The sequence below is a fragment of the Leptospira chreensis genome, from assembly GCF_016919165.1.
Classification (GTDB): domain Bacteria; phylum Spirochaetota; class Leptospiria; order Leptospirales; family Leptospiraceae; genus Leptospira_A; species Leptospira_A chreensis.
Window position 1 is genome coordinate 155,427 of sequence record NZ_JAFFPS010000008.1, and the last position, 20,215, is coordinate 175,641.

14 protein-coding genes and 1 pseudogene are annotated in these 20,215 nt (G+C 40.9%); 10 read left to right on the forward strand and 5 right to left on the reverse strand.

The window, feature by feature from the left end:
- Positions 1-1,056, forward strand: a complete 1,056-nt coding sequence (locus JWG41_RS02525; protein WP_205268378.1) for an acyl-CoA dehydrogenase — start codon at positions 1-3, stop codon at positions 1,054-1,056.
- On the opposite strand, the gene JWG41_RS02530 is transcribed toward JWG41_RS02525, so the two are convergent.
- The 3 genes from JWG41_RS02530 to JWG41_RS02540 are packed head-to-tail and all read right to left on the reverse strand — an operon-like array spanning position 1,053 to position 3,727.
- Positions 1,053-2,006 (reverse strand): cation diffusion facilitator family transporter, encoded by a 954-nt coding sequence (locus JWG41_RS02530; protein ID WP_205268379.1) that lies wholly within the window; start codon positions 2,004-2,006, stop codon positions 1,053-1,055. The two genes, JWG41_RS02525 and JWG41_RS02530, sit on opposite strands and share 4 nt — an antisense overlap.
- Entirely contained in the window at positions 1,999-3,045 is a 1,047-nt protein-coding gene (locus tag JWG41_RS02535) for an OmpA family protein (protein WP_205268380.1), read from the reverse strand. Before JWG41_RS02535 ends, JWG41_RS02530 begins: the two co-directional genes overlap by 8 nt.
- Positions 3,035-3,727 (reverse strand): hypothetical protein, encoded by a 693-nt coding sequence (locus tag JWG41_RS02540; protein ID WP_205268381.1) that lies wholly within the window; start codon positions 3,725-3,727, stop codon positions 3,035-3,037. The genes JWG41_RS02535 and JWG41_RS02540 overlap by 11 nt, the downstream gene beginning before the upstream one ends.
- A gap of 65 nt (positions 3,728-3,792) precedes the next feature.
- Here JWG41_RS02540 and mgtE point away from each other — a divergent pair, with 65 nt between their 5' ends.
- Positions 3,793-5,193: a magnesium transporter gene (mgtE, locus tag JWG41_RS02545; RefSeq protein WP_205268382.1), complete on the forward strand. Its 1,401-nt coding sequence runs from the start codon at positions 3,793-3,795 to the stop codon at positions 5,191-5,193.
- Between the two features lie 62 nt (positions 5,194-5,255).
- Positions 5,256-5,885 carry an LA_2219 family laminin/E-cadherin/plasminogen-binding protein gene (locus JWG41_RS02550; protein WP_205268383.1) on the forward strand — a complete coding sequence of 210 codons (630 nt, stop codon included), beginning with the start codon at positions 5,256-5,258 and terminating at the stop codon, positions 5,883-5,885.
- 61 nt (positions 5,886-5,946) lie between these two features.
- Here the strand turns inward: JWG41_RS02550 and JWG41_RS02555 are convergent, their stop codons facing one another.
- Both JWG41_RS02555 and JWG41_RS02560 read right to left on the reverse strand, forming a co-directional pair.
- Positions 5,947-6,918: an LEA/WHy family protein gene (locus JWG41_RS02555; protein WP_205268384.1), complete on the reverse strand. Its 972-nt coding sequence runs from the start codon at positions 6,916-6,918 to the stop codon at positions 5,947-5,949.
- Positions 6,919-6,950: 32 nt separating this feature from the next.
- Positions 6,951-7,721: an exodeoxyribonuclease III gene (locus JWG41_RS02560; protein ID WP_205268385.1), complete on the reverse strand. Its 771-nt coding sequence runs from the start codon at positions 7,719-7,721 to the stop codon at positions 6,951-6,953.
- A 50-nt stretch (positions 7,722-7,771) separates the two neighbouring features.
- Here JWG41_RS02560 and JWG41_RS02565 point away from each other — a divergent pair, with 50 nt between their 5' ends.
- The 7 genes and pseudogenes from JWG41_RS02565 (at position 7,772) to JWG41_RS02595 (ending at position 20,210) form a co-directional block, all read left to right on the forward strand.
- Entirely contained in the window at positions 7,772-10,522 is a 2,751-nt protein-coding gene (locus JWG41_RS02565) for an adenylate/guanylate cyclase domain-containing protein (RefSeq protein ID WP_205268386.1), read from the forward strand.
- 5 nt (positions 10,523-10,527) lie between these two features.
- On the forward strand, positions 10,528-12,651 hold the full coding sequence (locus tag JWG41_RS02570) for a FecR domain-containing protein (RefSeq protein ID WP_205268387.1): 2,124 nt from the start codon (positions 10,528-10,530) through the stop codon (positions 12,649-12,651).
- Positions 12,641-13,822 carry an LIC11435 family protein gene (locus JWG41_RS02575; protein WP_205268388.1) on the forward strand — a complete coding sequence of 394 codons (1,182 nt, stop codon included), beginning with the start codon at positions 12,641-12,643 and terminating at the stop codon, positions 13,820-13,822. Before JWG41_RS02570 ends, JWG41_RS02575 begins: the two co-directional genes overlap by 11 nt.
- Before the next feature lie 43 nt (positions 13,823-13,865).
- Positions 13,866-15,158, forward strand: a complete 1,293-nt coding sequence (hisD, locus tag JWG41_RS02580) for a histidinol dehydrogenase (RefSeq protein WP_205268389.1) — start codon at positions 13,866-13,868, stop codon at positions 15,156-15,158.
- The gene (panC, locus tag JWG41_RS02585; protein ID WP_205268390.1) at positions 15,155-16,009 is read left to right on the forward strand and encodes a pantoate--beta-alanine ligase; all 855 of its coding nucleotides are present in this window, start codon (positions 15,155-15,157) and stop codon (positions 16,007-16,009) included. Before hisD ends, panC begins: the two co-directional genes overlap by 4 nt.
- A gap of 78 nt (positions 16,010-16,087) precedes the next feature.
- Positions 16,088-19,438 (forward strand): annotated as a pseudogene (mfd, locus tag JWG41_RS02590) (transcription-repair coupling factor); the annotation flags it as partial.
- 100 nt (positions 19,439-19,538) lie between these two features.
- A complete protein-coding gene (locus JWG41_RS02595; RefSeq protein ID WP_205268392.1) occupies positions 19,539-20,210 on the forward strand; it encodes a lipoprotein LipL31 in 672 nt (223 codons plus the stop codon).
- Positions 20,211-20,215: the final 5 nt, after the last annotated feature.

Genomic DNA, 20,215 nt, shown 5'->3' on the forward strand with positions numbered 1-20,215 from the left:
GTGGGACTCGATTCAGAGAATTTGATTCTAAAGTATGGGGTTTCTGGTTCTTCTTATCCCAAAGATACGGGTGGGCCAGAGACCGGCTTCTATCGGAGTTGGAAACCGTATCTCCTTCAGGAGGGATTTTACCATTTCCTTTTGGGACTTGAGTCCTATTTAGAATTTCAAAAGAAACTCTCTTTACTCGCAGAAGAACCAGTGGGAGTATCCCTTGGTCTTTCTTGTATGGTGGAAGTGAATGTCGCCGGTGGAATCCTTCTGCAATCCCAAAACCCAAAACCGAAAGAGTTCCCAAATTATCAAACGGACGAAACCCAAACCCTTCCAAATCATGAAGATTCCCTTTGGTCGGCATTTCAGAACCAAACACCTACAAAGATTTATGCTGTGGGAGTGAGTGAGCCGGGTTGGGAAACCAAACTCCGGAAACTGAAGTCCACTGTTGAGAATGGAAAACTCTCTGGAACCAAATCCTTTATCACCAATGGTGGAGAAGCCGATATCATTTTTTGGGTCACTAAATCCGATTCGGAAAATCCGGTCTATTTAGTCCGTCTTAAAAAGAATGAGAATCCTTTGGTAAAAGGAAACCAAATCATTAAAGAAAGCTTTCATACAGACTTCACTCCTATGGTAAGTCATCTCAAACTGATGTTATGCGAATATCCGATTTTCCCCTCGGATTTGATTCTAGAAAATTATGGGAAATTGGGGATGGAACTTCGACTCAAAGAACTTTTATCTTTAGTTTCTTTGCTGATTGGAAAATCCAAATCGGTCTCCCTCGAGAATGAAGTGGTCGCAAAGGAAAGAGAGAAACTCATCCAATGGAGAGAGGAATTTCTCTCTCCTTACATTGGCAATCCAGATGGAGAATTTTTACTTTCCGGATTTCCTTATCCTACTGATGGATTACTTCAAGCCCTCACAGCCCACTGGAATCTTTTTTCGCCGAAAGAACTGAAGTCCATTGATCCGGATTACCAACTCTTTGTGTGGGAAGATTCTTTTACGAATTACTTAGTCCAAAAGAAAAATAGAAAACTTTCTTAGTGATGGTCGTGAGCATGCCCATGGCTATGGCCATGATGACCAAACTCTCGTTCGGTTTCTCTCACAGCAATTGCCTCGAGTTTTGCTTTCAAACCGGAAGAAAGGATTTCGACAGAAACAAAAGGAACTCCGAATTCTGTTTTTAAAACCTGGTGGATCTCTAAGACAATTTTGTCCCGGTCAGCATCCTTTTTGACTAGGATTTGAACTTCGACAGAGAAAACTCCTGAGGTGAGTTTGCGAACCGTGATGTTATCTACCGATTCGATCCCCCCTAACGCACGAATGTGTTCGAGTAAATGGTCTTTATCGAAATCACTTGTGTCTGCTTCGATTAGGATCTCTATCGATTCTCTGACAATTCCAAAGGATGTTTTTAGAATGAAGATTCCAAGAATAATACTTAAAAAATGATCCACCTCTCGGTAACCCGTAAACCGGATGATGAGAGCCCCAACCACAACAGAAAAGGTTCCTAAAAGATCACTGAGGACATGGAGGTAAGCGGACTTTAGATTGAGGCTGTCTTTGCTAACACCAGCAAGAAGGGCCGCAGAAACCAAATTGATACAAAATCCGATGAGGGAATAAGTGAGCATGGTATCTGCTTCCACATGAATAGGTCCAGAAAACCGGACCAAACTTTCATAGAGGATAAAGATCGCAATGCCGATCAAAAGAAGTCCATTGAAAAGGGCAGCTAAAACCTCAAACCGGTGGAATCCAAATGGGTATTTCGTCGTTGGTTTTTTGGAAGCAATCAGAAGGGCAAAAAGGGAAATGAGATGGGCAAATACATCTGTGATGATATGGCCTGCATCGGCAAAAAGAGCAAGGCTTCCACTTTCCCTAGAACCGATCCATTCAATGATAAAAATGACAATGGATAATAAACCCGATAGGCTTAAGAATAAAACCAATCGAGATCGTTTGGGCCTAGGTTTAGTCATTATTTGTGTTCAGTGACCCCGTAGCTCTCGGAACCACCACAATGTCCACCCGGCGGTTTAGGGCTTTGTTTTCCTTGGAAGTGTTCGGAACAATGGGTTGGAACTCACCATAACCGCCACTGGAAAAATTCTTAGGATTTAGGTTTTTGTTTTGTAACATAAACTCTAAAACAGATAACGCTCGTTCGCTGGAAAGGTGCCAGTTGTTTCTGAATTTTGTTTTGATCGGAACATTGTCCGTATGTCCTTCTACCACAATGTAGTTTTCAGGATATGCCGCTAAAATATCCCGAATCTTTTCAATGGCGGGTAGGATGGCTGGTTTTAATTCAGAAGAACCACTATCAAAAGAAATTTTATCATCAATATTGATGATGAGTTTGTTATGAAAACGTTTGAGTCGGATTTGGCCAGAAGTGATTTCTTTTGCTAACTTCTCTTCGAACTCTTTGGTTTGTTCGGCAAGTCGTTCCAATTCTCTTTTTTGTTCTTTGGTGAGTTTCCGAAGATTTGCAAGTTCCTCTTCTAGGTTAAGAATCCTTTCTTTTAGTTCATCCATTTTGGATTCATAATTTTCGCGGAGTTTTTGTTCTTTTTGAAGGCATTCTCTTTCGCGGTCTTCGAGTTTTTTCTTCAATGCATCCAAATCAGCACGGTCTTTCTCTTCTCGTTTGCGATTTTCATCGGCGAGCAGACGTTCTTTATCTGTTCCTTTCTTCTCTAAACTACGAAGGCGCATATCATAATCGCGCATCTTATCGGAATACTCGTCCTGTTCTTTGGCACGATTTCTTTTTTCCAATTCCAAATCTTCTGTGAGATTACGATTTTGCGTTTGGAGTTCTTTTTTTTCTTCTTCCAAACGATTCAATTCGTTTTGGTGTTGTTTGCGAATGTCAGCCAGTTCCAATTCTAAAGCATATTTTTCTTTATAGATTTGGTTGTATTCATAAGGAAAATACACCCAGTCCGCAGAAAGACCGGAAACAAAAACAAGAGTTAGGAGGAGGTAACTGAAAAATCTCAATCTACTTCGCATCGTCAAAACTATCCTCTAAATTGACTTTAGGCAAACTAGGAGCTTCTGTTTTGACCCGCTCCCAATCCGAGACACGCCTGCGCGCATCTGATTTTTTCTCCGCATATTGGGTTTCATAAATTTCTTTTTTGATGTATTCTGGGTCCGCAGGAGTTTTTCCTTGGGACTCTTGGAACTTAACGGCAATCTCCGAGCGCACTAATTCCAGTTCGGCGATGAGTTCTCCAAGAGCTGCTTCTTTCATTTCCAAATAAGCTTTGTCTTCTTTTTCTTTTTGTACCCAAGTTTTGAAACGTGTTTCTTCTTTCGCGCGTTCCAACTCATGGCCTTGGCTTTCTTCTAGATAACGTTTGGAAGTTGCCGCATCTTCTTTTAATACAAAGTAGGTTTCTTTGGTTCTTGCGAGATCCCTTTGGGAGCTATGTTTTGTGACCTTGGTTTGGGAGATTTTGATGGCTTGGCTCGTCAGATTGTTTGTTTTTCTTTGGGCCGAGACTTCATTGTTGAGTTTGATGATTTTATCAGTAAGGACTCTTGTCGCGTTTTTCTGTTCCGCATTCATCACCTCATCACGCACATAGGCATCGGGAACCTTGCTGATTTTTGGTTCGAAGAGAACACATTGGGAAAAAACAAGGAGAAGAAAAAGATTCGTTTTCAAAATTCGAACTCGTGCCGACATAGGATATAGCCTATGCTCCACGTGACATAACCGTCAATTGCAAATTTCAGGAAATCCGCTGATTTATGGAAGAAGAAAGAAAGAAAGAGTCCGAATTCCGTATCAAAATCGACAGAGACAGCGATTCCTATGATGAGTTTGTCGATCAGATCAAAGCCCTCATTGGGTCCGAGGATTCCAAACAACTCAAAGCAATGCTTAACGGGGCTCACCCTGCCGACATCGTTACCTTATTTCGTGATTTAGAACGCGAAGAGGAATTATATTTATTCCGACTCCTTCCTGCTGAAGACCAAGCTTATTCACTCATTAAAATGGAAGAGGAGACTTTGGAGTCCTTTTTAGAAGAACTCTCTGTGGACGAAATCTCAGATACTCTCAACCATATTGAAACCGATGAAACTACTTATTTACTTTCTTATCTCCCTGGCGCCAAGCGCGAGTTAGTTCTTGCAAATTTAAGTAAAGCCGCAAGTTTTGAGATCAGATCCCAATTAGGATTTCGAGAATACTCTGCCGGACGACTTATGTCCAAAGACTTTGCTACGGTTTCCATTACGGAAAACGTTCGCAAAGGCATCATCAATGTCCGCAAAAAAGCCAAAGAGATCGAAATCTATCAAGTTTACGTTACCGACGAAGACGGAGTCCTCGAAGGTTTTATTCCTTTAAAAGATTTATTCCTCACTCCGATCAATACCAAGGTGGCAAAGATCACTAATTTTTCCGTCTTTGCCTTCCATTACGATGTGGATCAGGAAGAGGTCGCCAATACATTCAAAAAATACGATTTAGTCAGTGCTGCTGTAACAGATGATTTAGGTCGGATCATTGGTCGGATCACAGTGGACGATGTGCTCGAGATCGTAGAGGAAGAAGCATCGGAAGATATCCTACTCATGGCCGGGGTATCAGAGGATGAAAGATTATCCACTCCCATTTTACAATCGGTAAAACGCCGGATCATTTGGTTAAATGTGAATTTACTCACAGCCTTTGTCAGCTCCACTGTCGTTGCTTTTTTTGAAGATACGATCTCGCAGATTGTGGTTCTTGCCACTCTCATGCCGATTGTGGCAGGACTTGGTGGAAATGCCGGCACACAGTCCGTAACAGTTGTGATTCGCAACATCGCCACTGGAGATCTTTCTTTTTCCAACTGGTGGGAAGCTGTCCGTAAGGAATGTACTATTGGGGTTTTGAATGGACTGGTGCTTGGAACCGTTACCGGATGTATGATCTATATTGTAAAGGGTAACCTTGTACTGGGGCTTGTGGTCGGAACGGCTATGTTTGTGAATATGATTGTCGCTTCGCTTACGGGATCTCTTGTTCCCATTGTTTTGAAAGCGATGCGTATTGATCCTGCGATTGCTTCCTCCATTTTTGTTACGGCAACAACGGATGTTTGTGGATTTTTCTTTTTCCTCGGACTTGCCACAGTGTTCGCAAAATATTTAATTTAGGGATTGCCCTTTCTATTTTAAATTCTTGCCACTGGGAGAAACCGCCAAATACTGATGTCGAAATGAAATTCTTGCATTTGTTTGTACCGGTTCTTTCCTTATTTCTTCTCATCCATTGCCAATCGACGCCTCCTACGAGTACAAATGCCGAAGTCACTGCGGAAGTCCTTCCGACAAAAGACTTACTCCCGCCCCCTGGTGGTGAAGGAGAAATCATCATCAACGAAAAGGGAGAAGAAGTGCAAAACCACTCAGGAGAACTTCCTTTTTTCCAAAAGAAAAGTGACCAGCCTACAGAACTATTTCGGGTATTTATTGCTTCCGATTCCTATGCAGTCCGCCAAATCCGCCATTCCGATAAAATTCGTAGAAAACCAGACCCAGGTGGGGATGAACTTTCTAAAGAGGAAATGAAGAAGTTTGATCTCCTTACCTTTGTGGATGATGGAATGATCACGATTGGCCTAAATAGTATCACCGGAAAACTGGAATCCATTGCCTTTGACCGCCGTGTGCCAAGGATCAATGACATTGCAAAGATCATTCAAAATGATGCTTCTCGTTTTAATTATGAACATTCTAGCAAAGACGGAACTCCCATCATCACCAAGTTTTTGATTAGTTATCAAATTCGCCTCTATCCCGGAAAGACGAGAGACGAAATCAAACAGATGTTACAGAAGAAAAAATAAATCCATCAAAGGGCCGAGTGGGATTTCCTTCGCCCTTTCGTTTTTAAACCTTAAAATTATCTCACCACTTAAAGTTCCCTTGTTTTTCATATTGGAAAGGAATGGTTTCTGCGACAGCAGGAACTTTCAGTCCCGAATCTCCTTTTAGATCAAACTGTGCCGTCCGCGATTGGATGGTTTTGTAGAGTGAGGAACTAATTGAAGTTATGGGAAACTTGGTGGCAATTTTGACAGTAGATGTTTTTCCCGAATTTAGAATTTCTTTCGGTGTTCCGTTCAGGAATTTTTCACCCGCTAAATTGAGATCATAGTTAAGACCGGTTAGGTTTAAGTTAGAGGCAGCTTGGTTGGAAAATATAAAATCAAATTCTGTATTTAAGTCCAGTTTGAGACCGGCAAGACCAGCTTTGGCAGCAGAAGTGGCCGGTTGTTTCGTTCCGCCCAGAAGTCCTTTTAAAAATCCCGTAGCAGTGTCGGCAAGGGCATCTGTATTCGAGGCACTTAGGATATCCGCCTCTGTCGGCATCAGGATTTTGAAATTTTGGATTTCTACATTGGGAAGGATGGCCGGGATTTCGCGTTTTTTAACAAAGGGAAAACTAAGGGAATCTTTTCCGAGAAGTTGCCATTGTTTAGGAATGGGAACTTTCATATTTCCTTCGGCACTGACTTCTAACAAAGGTTTGTTTGGAAATTTTTTATAAAGATTGAGTAGGTCAGTATACTTTAGTTTCACTTCCAAAGGAAGTTGTTTTGTTTTTTTTCCTTCAATGGCACCAAGATCCGTTTTGATTTGAGAAAGTTTTAATCCTTCAATTTTGATATCCATATCGAGTAAGGAACTGGGGATAGAAACCGGATAGGGATTTTCTACGGAAGTCACAACATTCAGAGTGATGTCTGTAAACGTGATACTTTTGATCGATAAAGAATCAAATTCAAAAGCAGGCATCGGAATTTTATCTTGGATCACACCAAGAACGGAACATTGAAAACTAAAAAGAGAAAGGATTAGGGGGGCGGCCAATTTCATCTTAAGAAATCTCCCCTGAAACTAGGGCTTTGTCAAGTGAATTGGATTTTCATCACCACCGGAGCATGGTCAGAGAGAACCGGTTCTTTGGCAATGTGAACGGATTCGATTTTGTATTTGGGAGATTTCGTAATGAAAAAGTAATCAATCCTCCAACCCTTATTGTTTTTTCTCGCTTGGAAGCGGTAGGTCCACCACGAGTAATCGTCCCGAACTTCCGGGTGCACCACGCGAAAGCAGTCCAGAAATCCCAAATCCAAAAGTTTAGAAACCCAAGCTCTTTCTTCTGGAAGGAAACCAGAGCTCTTTTGGTTTCCTTTGGCATTGTGGATGTCGATTTCTGTATGGGCAATGTTGACATCCCCACAAACAATCAGAGGTTTTTTCTTCTTTGTATAAGGCTTTGCCATCTCAAAAAACGAATCTAAAAATTTGTATTTCACTTTTTGTCTTTCTTCTCCACTCGTTCCCGAAGGAAAATAGAGATTCCAGAGAAAAAAATCGGGATATTCTAAAAGTAAAGACCTTCCTTCGGACAAATAGATCCCATCCCCAAATCCAACGGCGACAGATTTTGGTTTTTGTTTGGTCAGAACCGCAGTTCCGCTATATCCAGGTTTTTCTGCTAAACAACTATGCACTTCGTATCCCAGATCTCGAAATTCCTTACGGTCAATTTCTGTCACGGGGGCCTTTGTTTCTTGGAAACAAATAATGTCAGGATTTTCCTGACAGATAAAATCGAGCAAACCTTTGCTCAAACTGGAACGAATTCCGTTGCAATTTAACGTGATGATTTTCATCTAGAATTGAGATCGATTGTATGGCGTAATAAGTCGATACTAAAAAAGGCATGATAGAAATTTCCGCAGAAATTCCGTTCCTCCGAACGTCCAAACTCTCGTTTTTGCTCTGGGATGAATCTCCCGGTAGTTTAGAAACCTGGGACTGGAACGAGGGGATTACTATATTCTTCCAAACTCGGCGTGCCGGTGAATTGGAGTTCCGTTTTGGGCCCCCGCTCTGGGGAATCCCCACGGAGACAAATCGTCTTGAGTTTCCTTTTGTTTCCATTCATAACATTGCAACAAACAAATATTTGGCGAATGAACTTTCGAAGTTAGGAGAAGATAAAACTGTTTATGTTTTAGTTCCTAAGGGCCTTGAATTAGAAGCCCGTTCCGTATTTGCTCGTTTGGAATATCTTTGGGATGATAAAATCTCGCCGGATCGGATCACTCATAAATTTGGCCTAACAGGAAAAACAAGTTCTGTATCCGATTCAACTGTTTCGCAAAATCATGTTTCTAAAAAAACTATCTTTAGCCATCCGCCTTTAGAATTTGTGGGTAGATCTGGTCGCAAAAAAGAAAGAGAAGCAGTCCTCGTTTCTGCCAATGACGCACAAGCCCGCTTCGAAGAAGTGAATGCGGACCTTGCATATGAGGAGAGAGAAGAAATTTCTCCGGCAGATGAATCGCCTAACCATCCTTATGATTTGATTGAATCTTCTTTTTCCGAATCGGATGTGATCGAAAGAGAAACAGTAAAAGCGGAACCAGTTTCTGAGCCAAAGCCTGCCCAGACCAATGAAGCCTCCGAGGTACATGCATTAGACGAATCTTCAAATACAAAATTTTCCCTTCAGTTGAAAATGATGGGAGTGATTAGTTTTCTCTTTATTCTTTCTGTATCTGTCATTATCTTTTTTGCTTCTTTCTATTTTAAAAGATCCATTGAACTGCAGTTACGTGATAATAATATCCGTATTGCCGAGATTATTGGCTCCAAGGTAAAATCTGATATTCTAGGTGTTGTGGAAAAGGGTCGCCAAATTGCAATTACTCTCACAACCCAAGGTCTCCCCGAACCAGAAAGAAAACTTCTGATCAAAACTTTCTTTCAAAATGATAAAGAATTCATTTATTTAGGAATCTTTGAAAGAAGAGAAAACACTCTTGTGATGAAAAGGGAAGTTTTCAATGAAGAAGAACTGAAAAAAAGTTCGGTTACCGAAGAAGACTTTCATGCGGTGGTTACAAGAAACCGGGATGCACTCGCGGAAGCCTTTAATGGTCAGGCAGTGCTTTTGAATTCCAGTCCTGGATTCCAAGAACCTTCCTTTGCCATTGCCATCCCTACATCGGAAAACGGGGAAAATGACAATGCTCTTGTGATGATTGTCAAACTGGACAAAATTATTGGTGCCTTTTCCAAAAAGGGAATCGAAACCACCTTTATGGTGAATGGAAACGGAACGGCCCTTGCTCACCCCAAAGAAGACTTAATTCTTGCTGCGACAGATCTTGCTTCCATGCCTATCGTCAAATCCATGTTAACCAGTGCTCCGAATACGGGGCAGATGAGTTATTTGGATGAAGAACTTGGCGGGTCGTATTTAGGATCGTTTCAAAAGATTGGATTTGCAGATGCCGGTGTGATTACCATTGTATCGGAAGAAAAGGCTTTTGCCGATGTTTATAAAAGCCAAAAAACCAATCTTTATATTGCAGGTATTGGTCTTTGTTCGGCCCTGATTTTTGTATTTTTCTTTTCTAAAACCATTACGAAACCCGTATTACAACTTTTAACCGCCACTTTAGAAATTGCGAAAGGGAATTTTAAAATTGGCATCAAACCGACCACCCAAGATGAAGTGGGACTTCTCACCAAATATTTCATTGATATGGGTGCGGGTTTGGAAGAAAGGGAAAAGGTAAAAAACATCCTTGGGAGTATGATTGATCCTGTTGTGGTACAAGAAGCCATGGTGGACCTTGCCGCTTTGAAACGAGGATCAGAAACTCATATCACTGCTTTTTTCTCGGATGTCGCTAGTTTTTCTACTATCTCTGAACAATTAAAGTCTGCCGATCTCGCTGCCCTTTTAAATGAATATTTATCGGCTATGACCCTTCTTTTGAAAAAACACGAAGGAGTTTTGGATAAATACATTGGGGATGCGATTGTGGGAATCTTCAATGCACCGGTTTCTGTTTCGGATCATGAACTGAAAGCCGCACGTGCCAGTGTCGACATGGTGATGAAACTTGCGGAACTACGTAATTATTGGACGGAAAATAATCTTTATTCTAAAGAAGCCCAAGTCATGGATGCACGGATTGGACTGAACTCAGGACCAGCTAAGGTTGGTTTTATGGGAACAGATGCCCTTGCTTCCTACACCATGATGGGAGATACAGTAAACCTTGCGGCAAGGCTTGAAGCTGCAGGGAAAGACTATGGGGTGAACATCCTCATCACTGACCCGATTCGTGATTCCATCCAAGAAGAGATGGTGACTCGTTACTTGGACCTTGTGCGAGTGAAGGGAAAAAATGAACCAGTCAAAATTCATGAACTGATTGGTTACCGTACCCTCGTGACACCAAACGCGGTTGAGGCGGCTGAAATCTATGAATCCGGATTCAATGCCTATTTGGATCAAAATTGGAATTTAGCAATCAAACTTTTTACGGATTCCGAAAAAGCCAAAGGCCAGAAAGACAAATCCAGTCATATGCTCATCGAACGATGTGAAGAATACAAATTGAATCCCCCAGGTTCTGGATGGGATGGTGTTTTCACAAGGACACATAAGTAAAAACCATGAGACTCTTAAACGATACAAGATTTGTAGTTTCTGCTTTGATTCTACTCATTCTTTTATTCTCCTTCCTTCTGAATAGGAATTTGAACTATCGTTTTAATGACACAGCAAGTCCCACCATTGGTGTAATTACTTTTAAAAACAAAACTGTCCTTCGAAAATACAATGATGCTGTTGTTTGGGATTTGATCGAATCCAAAACAGAAGTGAAAAATAGAGATACCATCCGCACGGAAGGTCTATCGGACGCCGTACTTACGTTAAATGATGGAACGAAGATCAATATCTCCGAAAATTCCATGATCCTTTTGGATATCTCTGATAAAAATATCAATATCAATTTTGCTTATGGATCGTTTGAAGCGGCACGGGAAGGAACTGTTTCTGGTGATATGAAAATGAATATCACGGCGGGAGACAAAACTGTGGAAGTGGCTAATGGTGATGTAAAACTGGATAAAACCAAATCCGAGTTAAACATCAAAGTAGATCAAGGAGAAGCAAAACTCACTTCCAATGGGAAAGAAGAAACCATTGCCAAAGACCAAATTGCCAATGTAACGGATTCTGGAGTGAAGGTTGGAAAACCAGTTTATCAATTAGCAACACCGGAAAATCGTAAAAACATCCTTTCTGAGTCAGGCACAGAACGAATTTCTTTTTCGGTTTCCGGTTGGAAACCCGATTCAATAAAACAAACGAATCCTTCGATTGAAATCTCCCTATTTCCTGATTTTTCAAAATCGATCATCAAAGAGAAGTTAACCTCTGCGAATCTATCCAAAAAGTTGGAATCTGGTTCTTATTATTGGAGGGTGTCTTATGAAGATCCCCGTTCCAAATCCAAACAAACAACGGAAGTTTTCCAATTCAGAATTTTGAGTGATCCCTCTCTTCGGATCTTAAGTCCTAAATCGGGAGAAGTATTTACCTATAACCAAGAGACACCAGTGGTTCGGTTTGTCTGGAATCCATTGGATCTTTATTCTTCTTATTCTGTACAAATTGCTAAGGATTCTAATTTTTCTGAAGGCGCCATCTCCAAACAAACCCAGAACCAATCGCTTGCTTTTGATTCCTTAAAAGAAGGAAGTTATTTTGCAAGGATCCAGGCCAAATCCAATCTTCCAGGGATTGCCGAAAAATCATCCACTGTGGTTAGTTTTCAAATTTCCAAAAAAACAAGTACAACACCACCAGAACTATTAGAGCCGGCGCGTGGAAAAACATTTGCGGAAGAACAAACTAAATCCCAACTTTTCTTTTCCTGGAAGGATGATAAAGACTTTAGCGGGTACGAATGGGAGCTTAGTTCTGATTCCAACTTTCAATCTAAAATCAAATCAGAATCTACCAAGAATAACTTTTTGAAACTTACGAGTGGACTCGGTATGGGAACTTATTTTTGGAGAGTGAAAGGGATTGGTTCGAATGGACAGGCCTTGGAATCCAAACCTAGTAACTTTACTGTGATCGCCAAAGAAGAAATGGAACTCATTGCTCCAGCAAACGGAGCTGAGGTGGAAGTAGACGATCGTTCTGTAGTGGTTCTCAAATGGAGAAAATTAACAGGAAAATCAAACTACGAAGTAGAAATTGCCAAACAATCTGACTTCCAACCTCTTGTTTTGAAAGAAACGGTTTCAGGAAATTATTTTGAATTCAAATCCAAAGACTTAGGTAAGTTTTATTGGCGGGTTCGCCCACTCGAAGGTGATGGTGATTTGAGTGCCGTTCGCAATTTCCAGATGATTTCCGGAATGGAGCCGCCAAGCCTTGTGAATCCGGTTCGGAATGAAACGGTGGATTTGTTTTCCAGAAATTCGATTCTATTCACTTGGAAACCTGTCGAGAAAGCGTCGGGATACCGAATCCATTTGATTGATATTTCCGGAATTCGCGAAAAACAAATTCTCAATGAACGAACAGGTTCCACCAAACTGCAGTTTAGCGAAATTCAGAAATTAAATGTAGGGCGATTCCGCTGGGAAGTGGCAGCTTTGTACAAACAACCGGATGGATCGGAGCGGGAGTCAGCTTATAACAAACAGGATTTTTTCATTTCCGTTCCCGAACTCAAGGTTCCTAAAATCCTAACCCCAGGAAAGATCTATGTGGAATAAGTTCCTCAAATTTTTATTATTATCTTTTGTTTTTGTAATCTCTCTTTCTGCACAGACAGGAGAAGAGCCGTCCCAATTCCAGTTGCGTTGGATGGATGTGGATGGTGCAACAGGGTATGTTTTGGAAATTAAAAATTCCAGTGGATACTTGGTGCTTTCGGAACGGGTGAATGGAACGAGTTATGATTTGGTCAATTACACTTCGGGAATTTATGAACACCGAGTGGCAGTGGTCAACAAACTCGGGAAGGTAGGAAGTTATTCCGAGTGGGTGAAATTTGAAGTTGTAGTTTCTAAGGTTCCCACACTCACAAAAGATTCCGTCTATGCCGTTTCTAAAGAAGAAAAGGAAAAGGTATTTTTACTCGAGGGAAAGGATTTTATCTATCCTATGAAAGTTTATATGGTGACAAGTGGTGGGAAACGAATCCTCGCCAAAAAAGTGATCATAGAATCGGATTCAGTAGCCAAAGCTACCTTTGCCGTAGATGCCGATACAGACACAGGGATTTATGATTTAGTATTAGAAAATCCCAGAAACAAAGTTCTCACCGCCAAACAGCGCGTTGTTTTATCCGATTCGAAGGAAAAGGCTGCGAGTTTCGCCGCAAGACAAGAACGCATTGTTCGAAAGGAAATTCCGGAAGATTATTATGAAACTCCGTATTGGTCGACTCTTTGGCGTTCGACTGTAATGCCTGGCTGGGGACAAAAATACATTGATGGTAAAAATTGGAAACTCTATGTATTTCCGGTAGTTGCCATTTCTGCCACTGCTGCTTATGCCAACTCCTATAATAAGTTTATCAGTGCGAGATCAGACTACCAATCAGCGGTTTTACTGGGAGCAGTCCTTGTTGACAGACAGGATGCCCAACTTCTTTGGCTCGTGAATCGAACGAATGCTGAATCTAAATTCAATGCCGCAAAAACGGAGTTAGGTGTAATTCAAGCCGGAGCCGGAATTTTAGGTGTTTTTTTACTTTATAACATTGTGGATTCTTATTTTTCTGCCAAACGAAATGTCGCAAGTTACGAACCTGGATTTCCCTTGGGAGAATCGGCCAAACGGGTACAAGCAACTGTAACCACCGATGCCGGTTGGAACCAGTCAAAAGTTGCTTATGAATACGGGTCACGATACCAAATCGAATTCTCTTCTCGTTTCTGACAAAAAGCTTGTTTAGGGAAGGACTTCCCTCCAAGCTGATTTTATGCCGATTCCTATCTTAAACTGTGACAGAAATTCACGGAATCAATTCGATCGTTTTTTATCCGGGGCTCGGGAAGACCTAAGTTCTGCTACAGATAGAATCCTTCCAATTTTGGAAGCTGTAAAAACAAGGGGAGACAAAGCTTTAATTGAATACACAGAAAAGTTTGACGGCATCAAACTTTCCGCAGTCACTCTTGACCCGCATTCCATCCAAACTAATATTGATCCCAAAATCAAAGAAGCATTCTTACGAGCCAAAGCAAATATCGAATCTTTTCATGAGGCGCAAAAAAGAGAATCCTGGTCTAAAACTATCGATGGAAATCGGTTAGGTGTTAAATACACTCCCATTCCTTCTCTTTCCGTTTATGCCCCTGGGGGAAAGGCATTGTATCCTTCCAGTGTGCTTATGGGTGTCATTCCTGCCAAGATTGCAGGGGTTGCCAATATCCAACTCATCACACCACCTCAAAAAGACGGCCTTCCTGAGATTCTCATTTGGCTCTCTCAGATTCTGGGAGTCAGCCGAATTGTCACCGTAGGCGGGGCCCAAGGGATTGCTGCTGCTGCTTACGGAACCGAATCCATTCCCAAATCAGAATTTGTTGTGGGACCTGGAAATGCCTATGTCGCTGCCGCCAAATCCTACTTAGCGGGTCAGGGGCTGATTGGAATTGATAGTCCTGCAGGTCCAAGTGAAGTTTGTATCATTGCTGATTCCTCAGCCAATCCGAAGTGGATCGCCTGTGATATGTTATCGCAAGCAGAACATGGAGAGGATTCCTCTGCGATTTTACTGACAACTGATATCAACTTTGCTAACCGTGTGAGTGAAGAATTAGAAAAAGCTTTTGTGGAACGACCCAAACGATTGGAAATGAAACAAAATTCCATTTATAAAAATTCTGCGATTCTTGTGTTTCCAAGTATCGATGATTGTATTTGGTTTTCGAATGAACTGGCTCCCGAACATTTAGAAATCCAAACGAAGGTTAACGAAGATGTATTTTCCAAAATTGAACATGCGGGAAGTGTTTTCCTGGGACCTTATTCTCCCGTAGCTATGGGAGATTATATCAGTGGCACAAACCATATCCTTCCCACTGCCAGGGGAAGTCGGATTTATTCGTCCTTAGGTGTAGATACTTTTTTAAAACGAGTCACTTTCCAAGAAGTCACTAAGGAATCCTTAGAAACCTTATATCCTTATGTGAAGTTAATGTCTGAATTGGAAGGTTTGGATGAGGAACATGGAACTAGCGTTAAGGTTCGCACCGAGGAATCTCTATGATTGTTGTTTCTAACATTCAGGAACTTAAAAAACAGATTGGGGATTGGAAAAAGGAAGGTTTTAGCATCGGCTTTTGTCCGACTATGGGAAGTTTGCACCTAGGCCATATGGATCTTGTGGAAGCTTCAAAGAAAGAAACAAACAAAACTATTGTTTCTATTTTTGTGAATCCGACCCAGTTTAATGATCCCAAAGACTTTGCCCAGTATCCAGTAAAAACAGACGACGATCTACGGTTATGCGAAGAAAAAGGTGTAGACTTGGTGTTTTTACCGGACGTAAAAACCATGTATCCGGAAACCAAAACTCCTATTAGTTTGAGCATTCCTGAATTACAAAAACATCTTTGTGGTCGCACAAGACCTGGTCATTTTGAAGGAGTGTTACAAATTGTATCCAAACTCTTTCATTTGACAGAACCAAACAAAACTTTTTTTGGATTGAAAGACTACCAACAATTCCGAGTGATTTCGGCGATGGTTGAAAATTTGAATTTTCCTTTGGAAGTCATTGGAGTTCCAACTAGAAGAGAAGAGGATGGACTGGCGATGAGTTCGCGAAACGTCCGTTTGTCTAGAAAAGATAGAGAAACAGCAAGTCTCATCCCTCGTATGTTTGCCCTTGCAAAAAAGACCATCCTTGGGGGGGAAAGAGAGATTCGTCTTTGGAAAGAAATTCTAAGAGATTTTTTACTGACTGGGTCTTCTTTGCGTATTGATTATTTAGAAGTAGTCGATCCGATCGATCTCCAACCGAAAGAATCATTAGAAGGTGAGGTTCTTTTGGCCATTGCCGTATTTGTAGGGGACGTCCGCCTCATTGACAATCAAATCATCTCCATCCCTAATTAAACATTCATGTCCAAAGAAATAGAAGATCGTAAATTTAGTCCCAAACCAGTAATCGCTGATTCCAAGTCATCTTTAGTCAATTTAAGTGGAATTCCCGAATCGGCCCATTCCTTTGTCACTGGATCTTTGTATGAAACTCTCAGCGCTGATTCCACATACCTTGTGGTGCTTCCAACAAACCAGGATGCAGAAAGTTTTTCTCGGGAACTCCTTAGTTTTTTACCACAGGAAGAGATTTTCTATTTTCCAGGACCTGAAAATATTCCTTATGAATATACAAAATGGCAAATGGAATGGAAAAGAGATCGCATCCTTACTATCAATCGGATCTTATCGGGAAATCGTTGTTTGGTGGTCACTTCTGTTTCGGCATTATTACGAAAACTTCCCATCAAAGAAAGCCTCAAAGGGAAATCTATTTCCTTGCAGTTAGGGAAGGACTTTCCCTTAGAAAAATTATTATCGGAGTTAGTCCATTTGGGTTATCATAGGGAAGAGGTTTGCGAACAATTTGGCCACTTCAGTTTGAAAGGGGGTATCCTCGATATTTACACTCCTTATTTGGCAAACCCTGTGCGAATCGATTTTTTTGGGGATACCGTAGATGAAATCAGAACCTTTGATCCCAATACCCAAAAATCCATAACAAAAATTAAAGAAATCATCATCACTGCAGCTAACGAAACGATTGTTAGTCGAGAGGAAAAGGCCAAATACCAAGAAGTATTAGAAGAAAACAAAGACAAACGCCTTCCCATAGATTCGGAACTAGAGGTCATTGAAGAACATTTGCCTCTCGTTCGTAAACATGAAGGTTTCCTAAAATTCTTTCCAAAAAAACCAATTCTAATTTTTCCCAGGTTTTTTGATACGAAAGAACGTTCCTATGGAATGGAAAGGGAATACAACACTCTCTTTGAGAAAAAGAAAGAAGAGGCATTCTGTTTAAAACCAGAGGAACTACTTTCATTTGGAGAGGAATGGGAAACACTCACTTCCGAAGAAACTCCGGGAATTCGTTTTTCCCTTCTTCCCGATAACCAAAGAAATTATTCTTATGAACCAATCACTGAAGTGCGTGGGTTTCGAGGAAAGATTCGTGAGGCCAAAGAACATTTTTTAGAACTTCTATCAGAAGATCCAAAGAATAAAATTTTTATCACTTCCTCATTTTCTGCACAGATGATGCGACTGAAAGGCCTTTTTGCAGAAGATGAACTCGAGACCGTTCATTCCGATTCGGAAGATCCACTTCCCATTCCCTTTCACAATGTAAAACCAGGAATTCATCTTGTGATCTCGGATCTCAAACGAGGATTTCACGCTTTAGAAGAGAATGTTTATATTTTTACGGACAACGATCTATTTGGTCGCCAATACAAACGTAAAACTCGTTATAAAAAACAAGCCTCGCAAATGATCGAATCTTTCATTGATTTGAAAGAGGGAGATTATGTAGTTCATGTCAATCATGGTGTCGGTCGGTTTGTTAAAATTGAAAGGACCAAGGCCGATGGAAAAGAAAGAGATTTTTTAAAATTAGAATATGCTGGCGGGGATAGTTTATTTGTTCCTCTGGATCAAATTTCTTTGGTTCAAAAATACATTGGAGGAACCGATTCTCCGAAGCTCGACACTCTCGGAAAAAACTCTTGGAAAAAAGCCAAAGATAGAGTCCAGGAATCAGTCGATAAACTTGCCGAAGAACTAGTGTTACTCTATTCCAATCGTTTGAAACTCAATGGATTTGCATTCCCTCCAGATACCATTTGGCAGGAAGAATTTGAAGCTGCCTTTGAATTTGAAGAGACCCCTGATCAAATTTCTGCCATTGAATCCGTAAAACAAGATTTAGAATCGGCAAGACCAATGGACCGGTTGGTTTGCGGGGATGTGGGATATGGGAAAACAGAAGTTGCCATTCGGGCTGCTTTTAAAGTGATTATGGCGGGAAAACAAGTGATGCTTCTCACTCCCACAACCATCCTTTCCTTACAACATTTTAATACTTTTAAATCGAGATATGAAAACTATCCTGTAAAAATTGCCTTTGTATCGAGGTTCCGGTCTCCGGCAGAGATCAGAGAAGACCTAAAGAATTTTTCCGAAGGGAAAATTGATATGCTCATTGGAACCCATGCCATTTTGTCTTCCAAGGTAAAACCAAAAAACTTAGGGCTTCTCATCATTGACGAAGAACAGAAGTTTGGTGTAACTCATAAGGAAGCGATTAAAAAATTCAAAAACCTTGTGGATGTTTTGACTCTGACAGCGACACCCATCCCTCGTACATTACATATGGCCCTGACTGGAATTCGGGAATTGTCCATTATCTCTACGGCTCCTAAAAATAGACAAAGTGTAGAAACCTATGTATTAGAAGAAGATGATACTCTCATCCAAGAAGCCATTCGGAAAGAAATCGAAAGGGGTGGTCAGGTATTTTATCTCTATAACCGTGTGGAATCCATTGAAGAGGAAGCCGCTTACATTCGTTCCCTGGTTCCAGAGGTTTCTGTCGGAATTTTACATGGCCAATTGACAGAAGATGAAATTGAGGAAACTCTTGTTGATTTTTACGAACGTAAATATGATATTTTAGTCACAACTACAATCATTGAATCGGGAATTGATATGCCCAATGTCAATACTCTCATTGTCAAAAGGGCTGATATGTTTGGACTTTCCCAACTCTATCAAATCAGGGGCCGGGTGGGGCGTTCCGATAGAAAGGCCTATGCCTATATGTTCTATCCTTCCAAGAAACTCATGACAGAACTTGCGGAAAAAAGACTCAATACCATCTTCGAATATCAAGAGTTAGGTTCTGGTTTTAAGGTAGCCATGCGGGACTTAGAGATTCGGGGAGCAGGGAATTTACTCGGTAAAGAACAATCTGGCGACATTATGGAAGTTGGGTTTGATCTTTACGTGAAGATGTTGGAAGAGGCAATTTCACGGATCAAAGGAGAAGAGGTGCGGGTGGAAGTTCGTACTGCCGTGAATTTAAAAACAAACTTCTATTTACCGGATGATTACATTCCGGACACAAAACAAAAAATCGAATTTTACAAACGATTTGAAGGTTCTGCGAACCTGGATGAAATCGAGGAACTCTCCTTGGAGATGGAAGACAGGTTTGGAGAACTTCCGCAGATTGCCAAAACCTTTGTGGAATTAGAAAAAATCCGAACCCTGGCTTCTAATTTAGGGTTCGAGTTTGTGACAGAAAAACCCGAAGAAATCTTGTTTAAATGTGGAACCTATTTCCGTGGAGATCCAGATCGTGTGATCCAGGCGATGGCTAAATTTAAGGGACTTCTTATCTCTCCACAAGAACCATCAGTACTCCGTTATACGATTCCGGAACGGGAAGATCTGCAAAAAATCAAGAAATTGCTTTCTCTATTGGAATTCCTGGCCGCTTAATTTTTAGGCAATAGATTCAAGCTCCTGTGCCTAAAAAAGGATAGACATTGCGGGAATTGGCGAAACCATCATCACAAATCCTTTCAGGCACTAAAATAATATGACTAAAATCCTTCCTTTGTTTGTTTTTTTGGCATCCTTTTTCCTCGTTCAGTGTTCGGACTCCTCTCCAGTCATTGAAACTTTGGATAACCATAAAATTACCGTAAAAGACTTTGAAGCGGCTTATGATACAGCTCTTGATTCTATCAGCCGATTGCAAAATATTGAAAAAAAGACTCTTCTTGAGTTCATCGAAAAAGACATCAGCGAAGTTCCACAAAACTTCCAAGATTTAAACTACCAACTCCAAAAGAAAAACTTCTACCAAACTTACCGCCAGATGATCATGACTCGCCTTGTTGCTGAGAAAAACGGTTATATCTCTCGTCCAGATGTAGCAGAAGTAATCAAACAAGTAGAAATGCAAACCATTGCACAGATGTATGTTTCAGAACAAGTGGAGAAAAAAATCCAAATCACTGACGAACAAGCAAAAGCAGAATGCGAAAGACTTCGTGGATTGGATCGAAATATTGCAAACCTAACTATTGATAAATGCCTTACATTTGCAAAAGCACAAATCAAACAATTACAAACCAGAGAACAACTTCCTTTGGTAGTAGAGAGAATCAAAGAAGAAGTAACCATCAAACGTAACGATAAATTTGACTTGGATGCCTACCTTGCACCTAAGAAAAAAGTGGAAGAACCAGCCAACCAACAAAAATAAGTCGG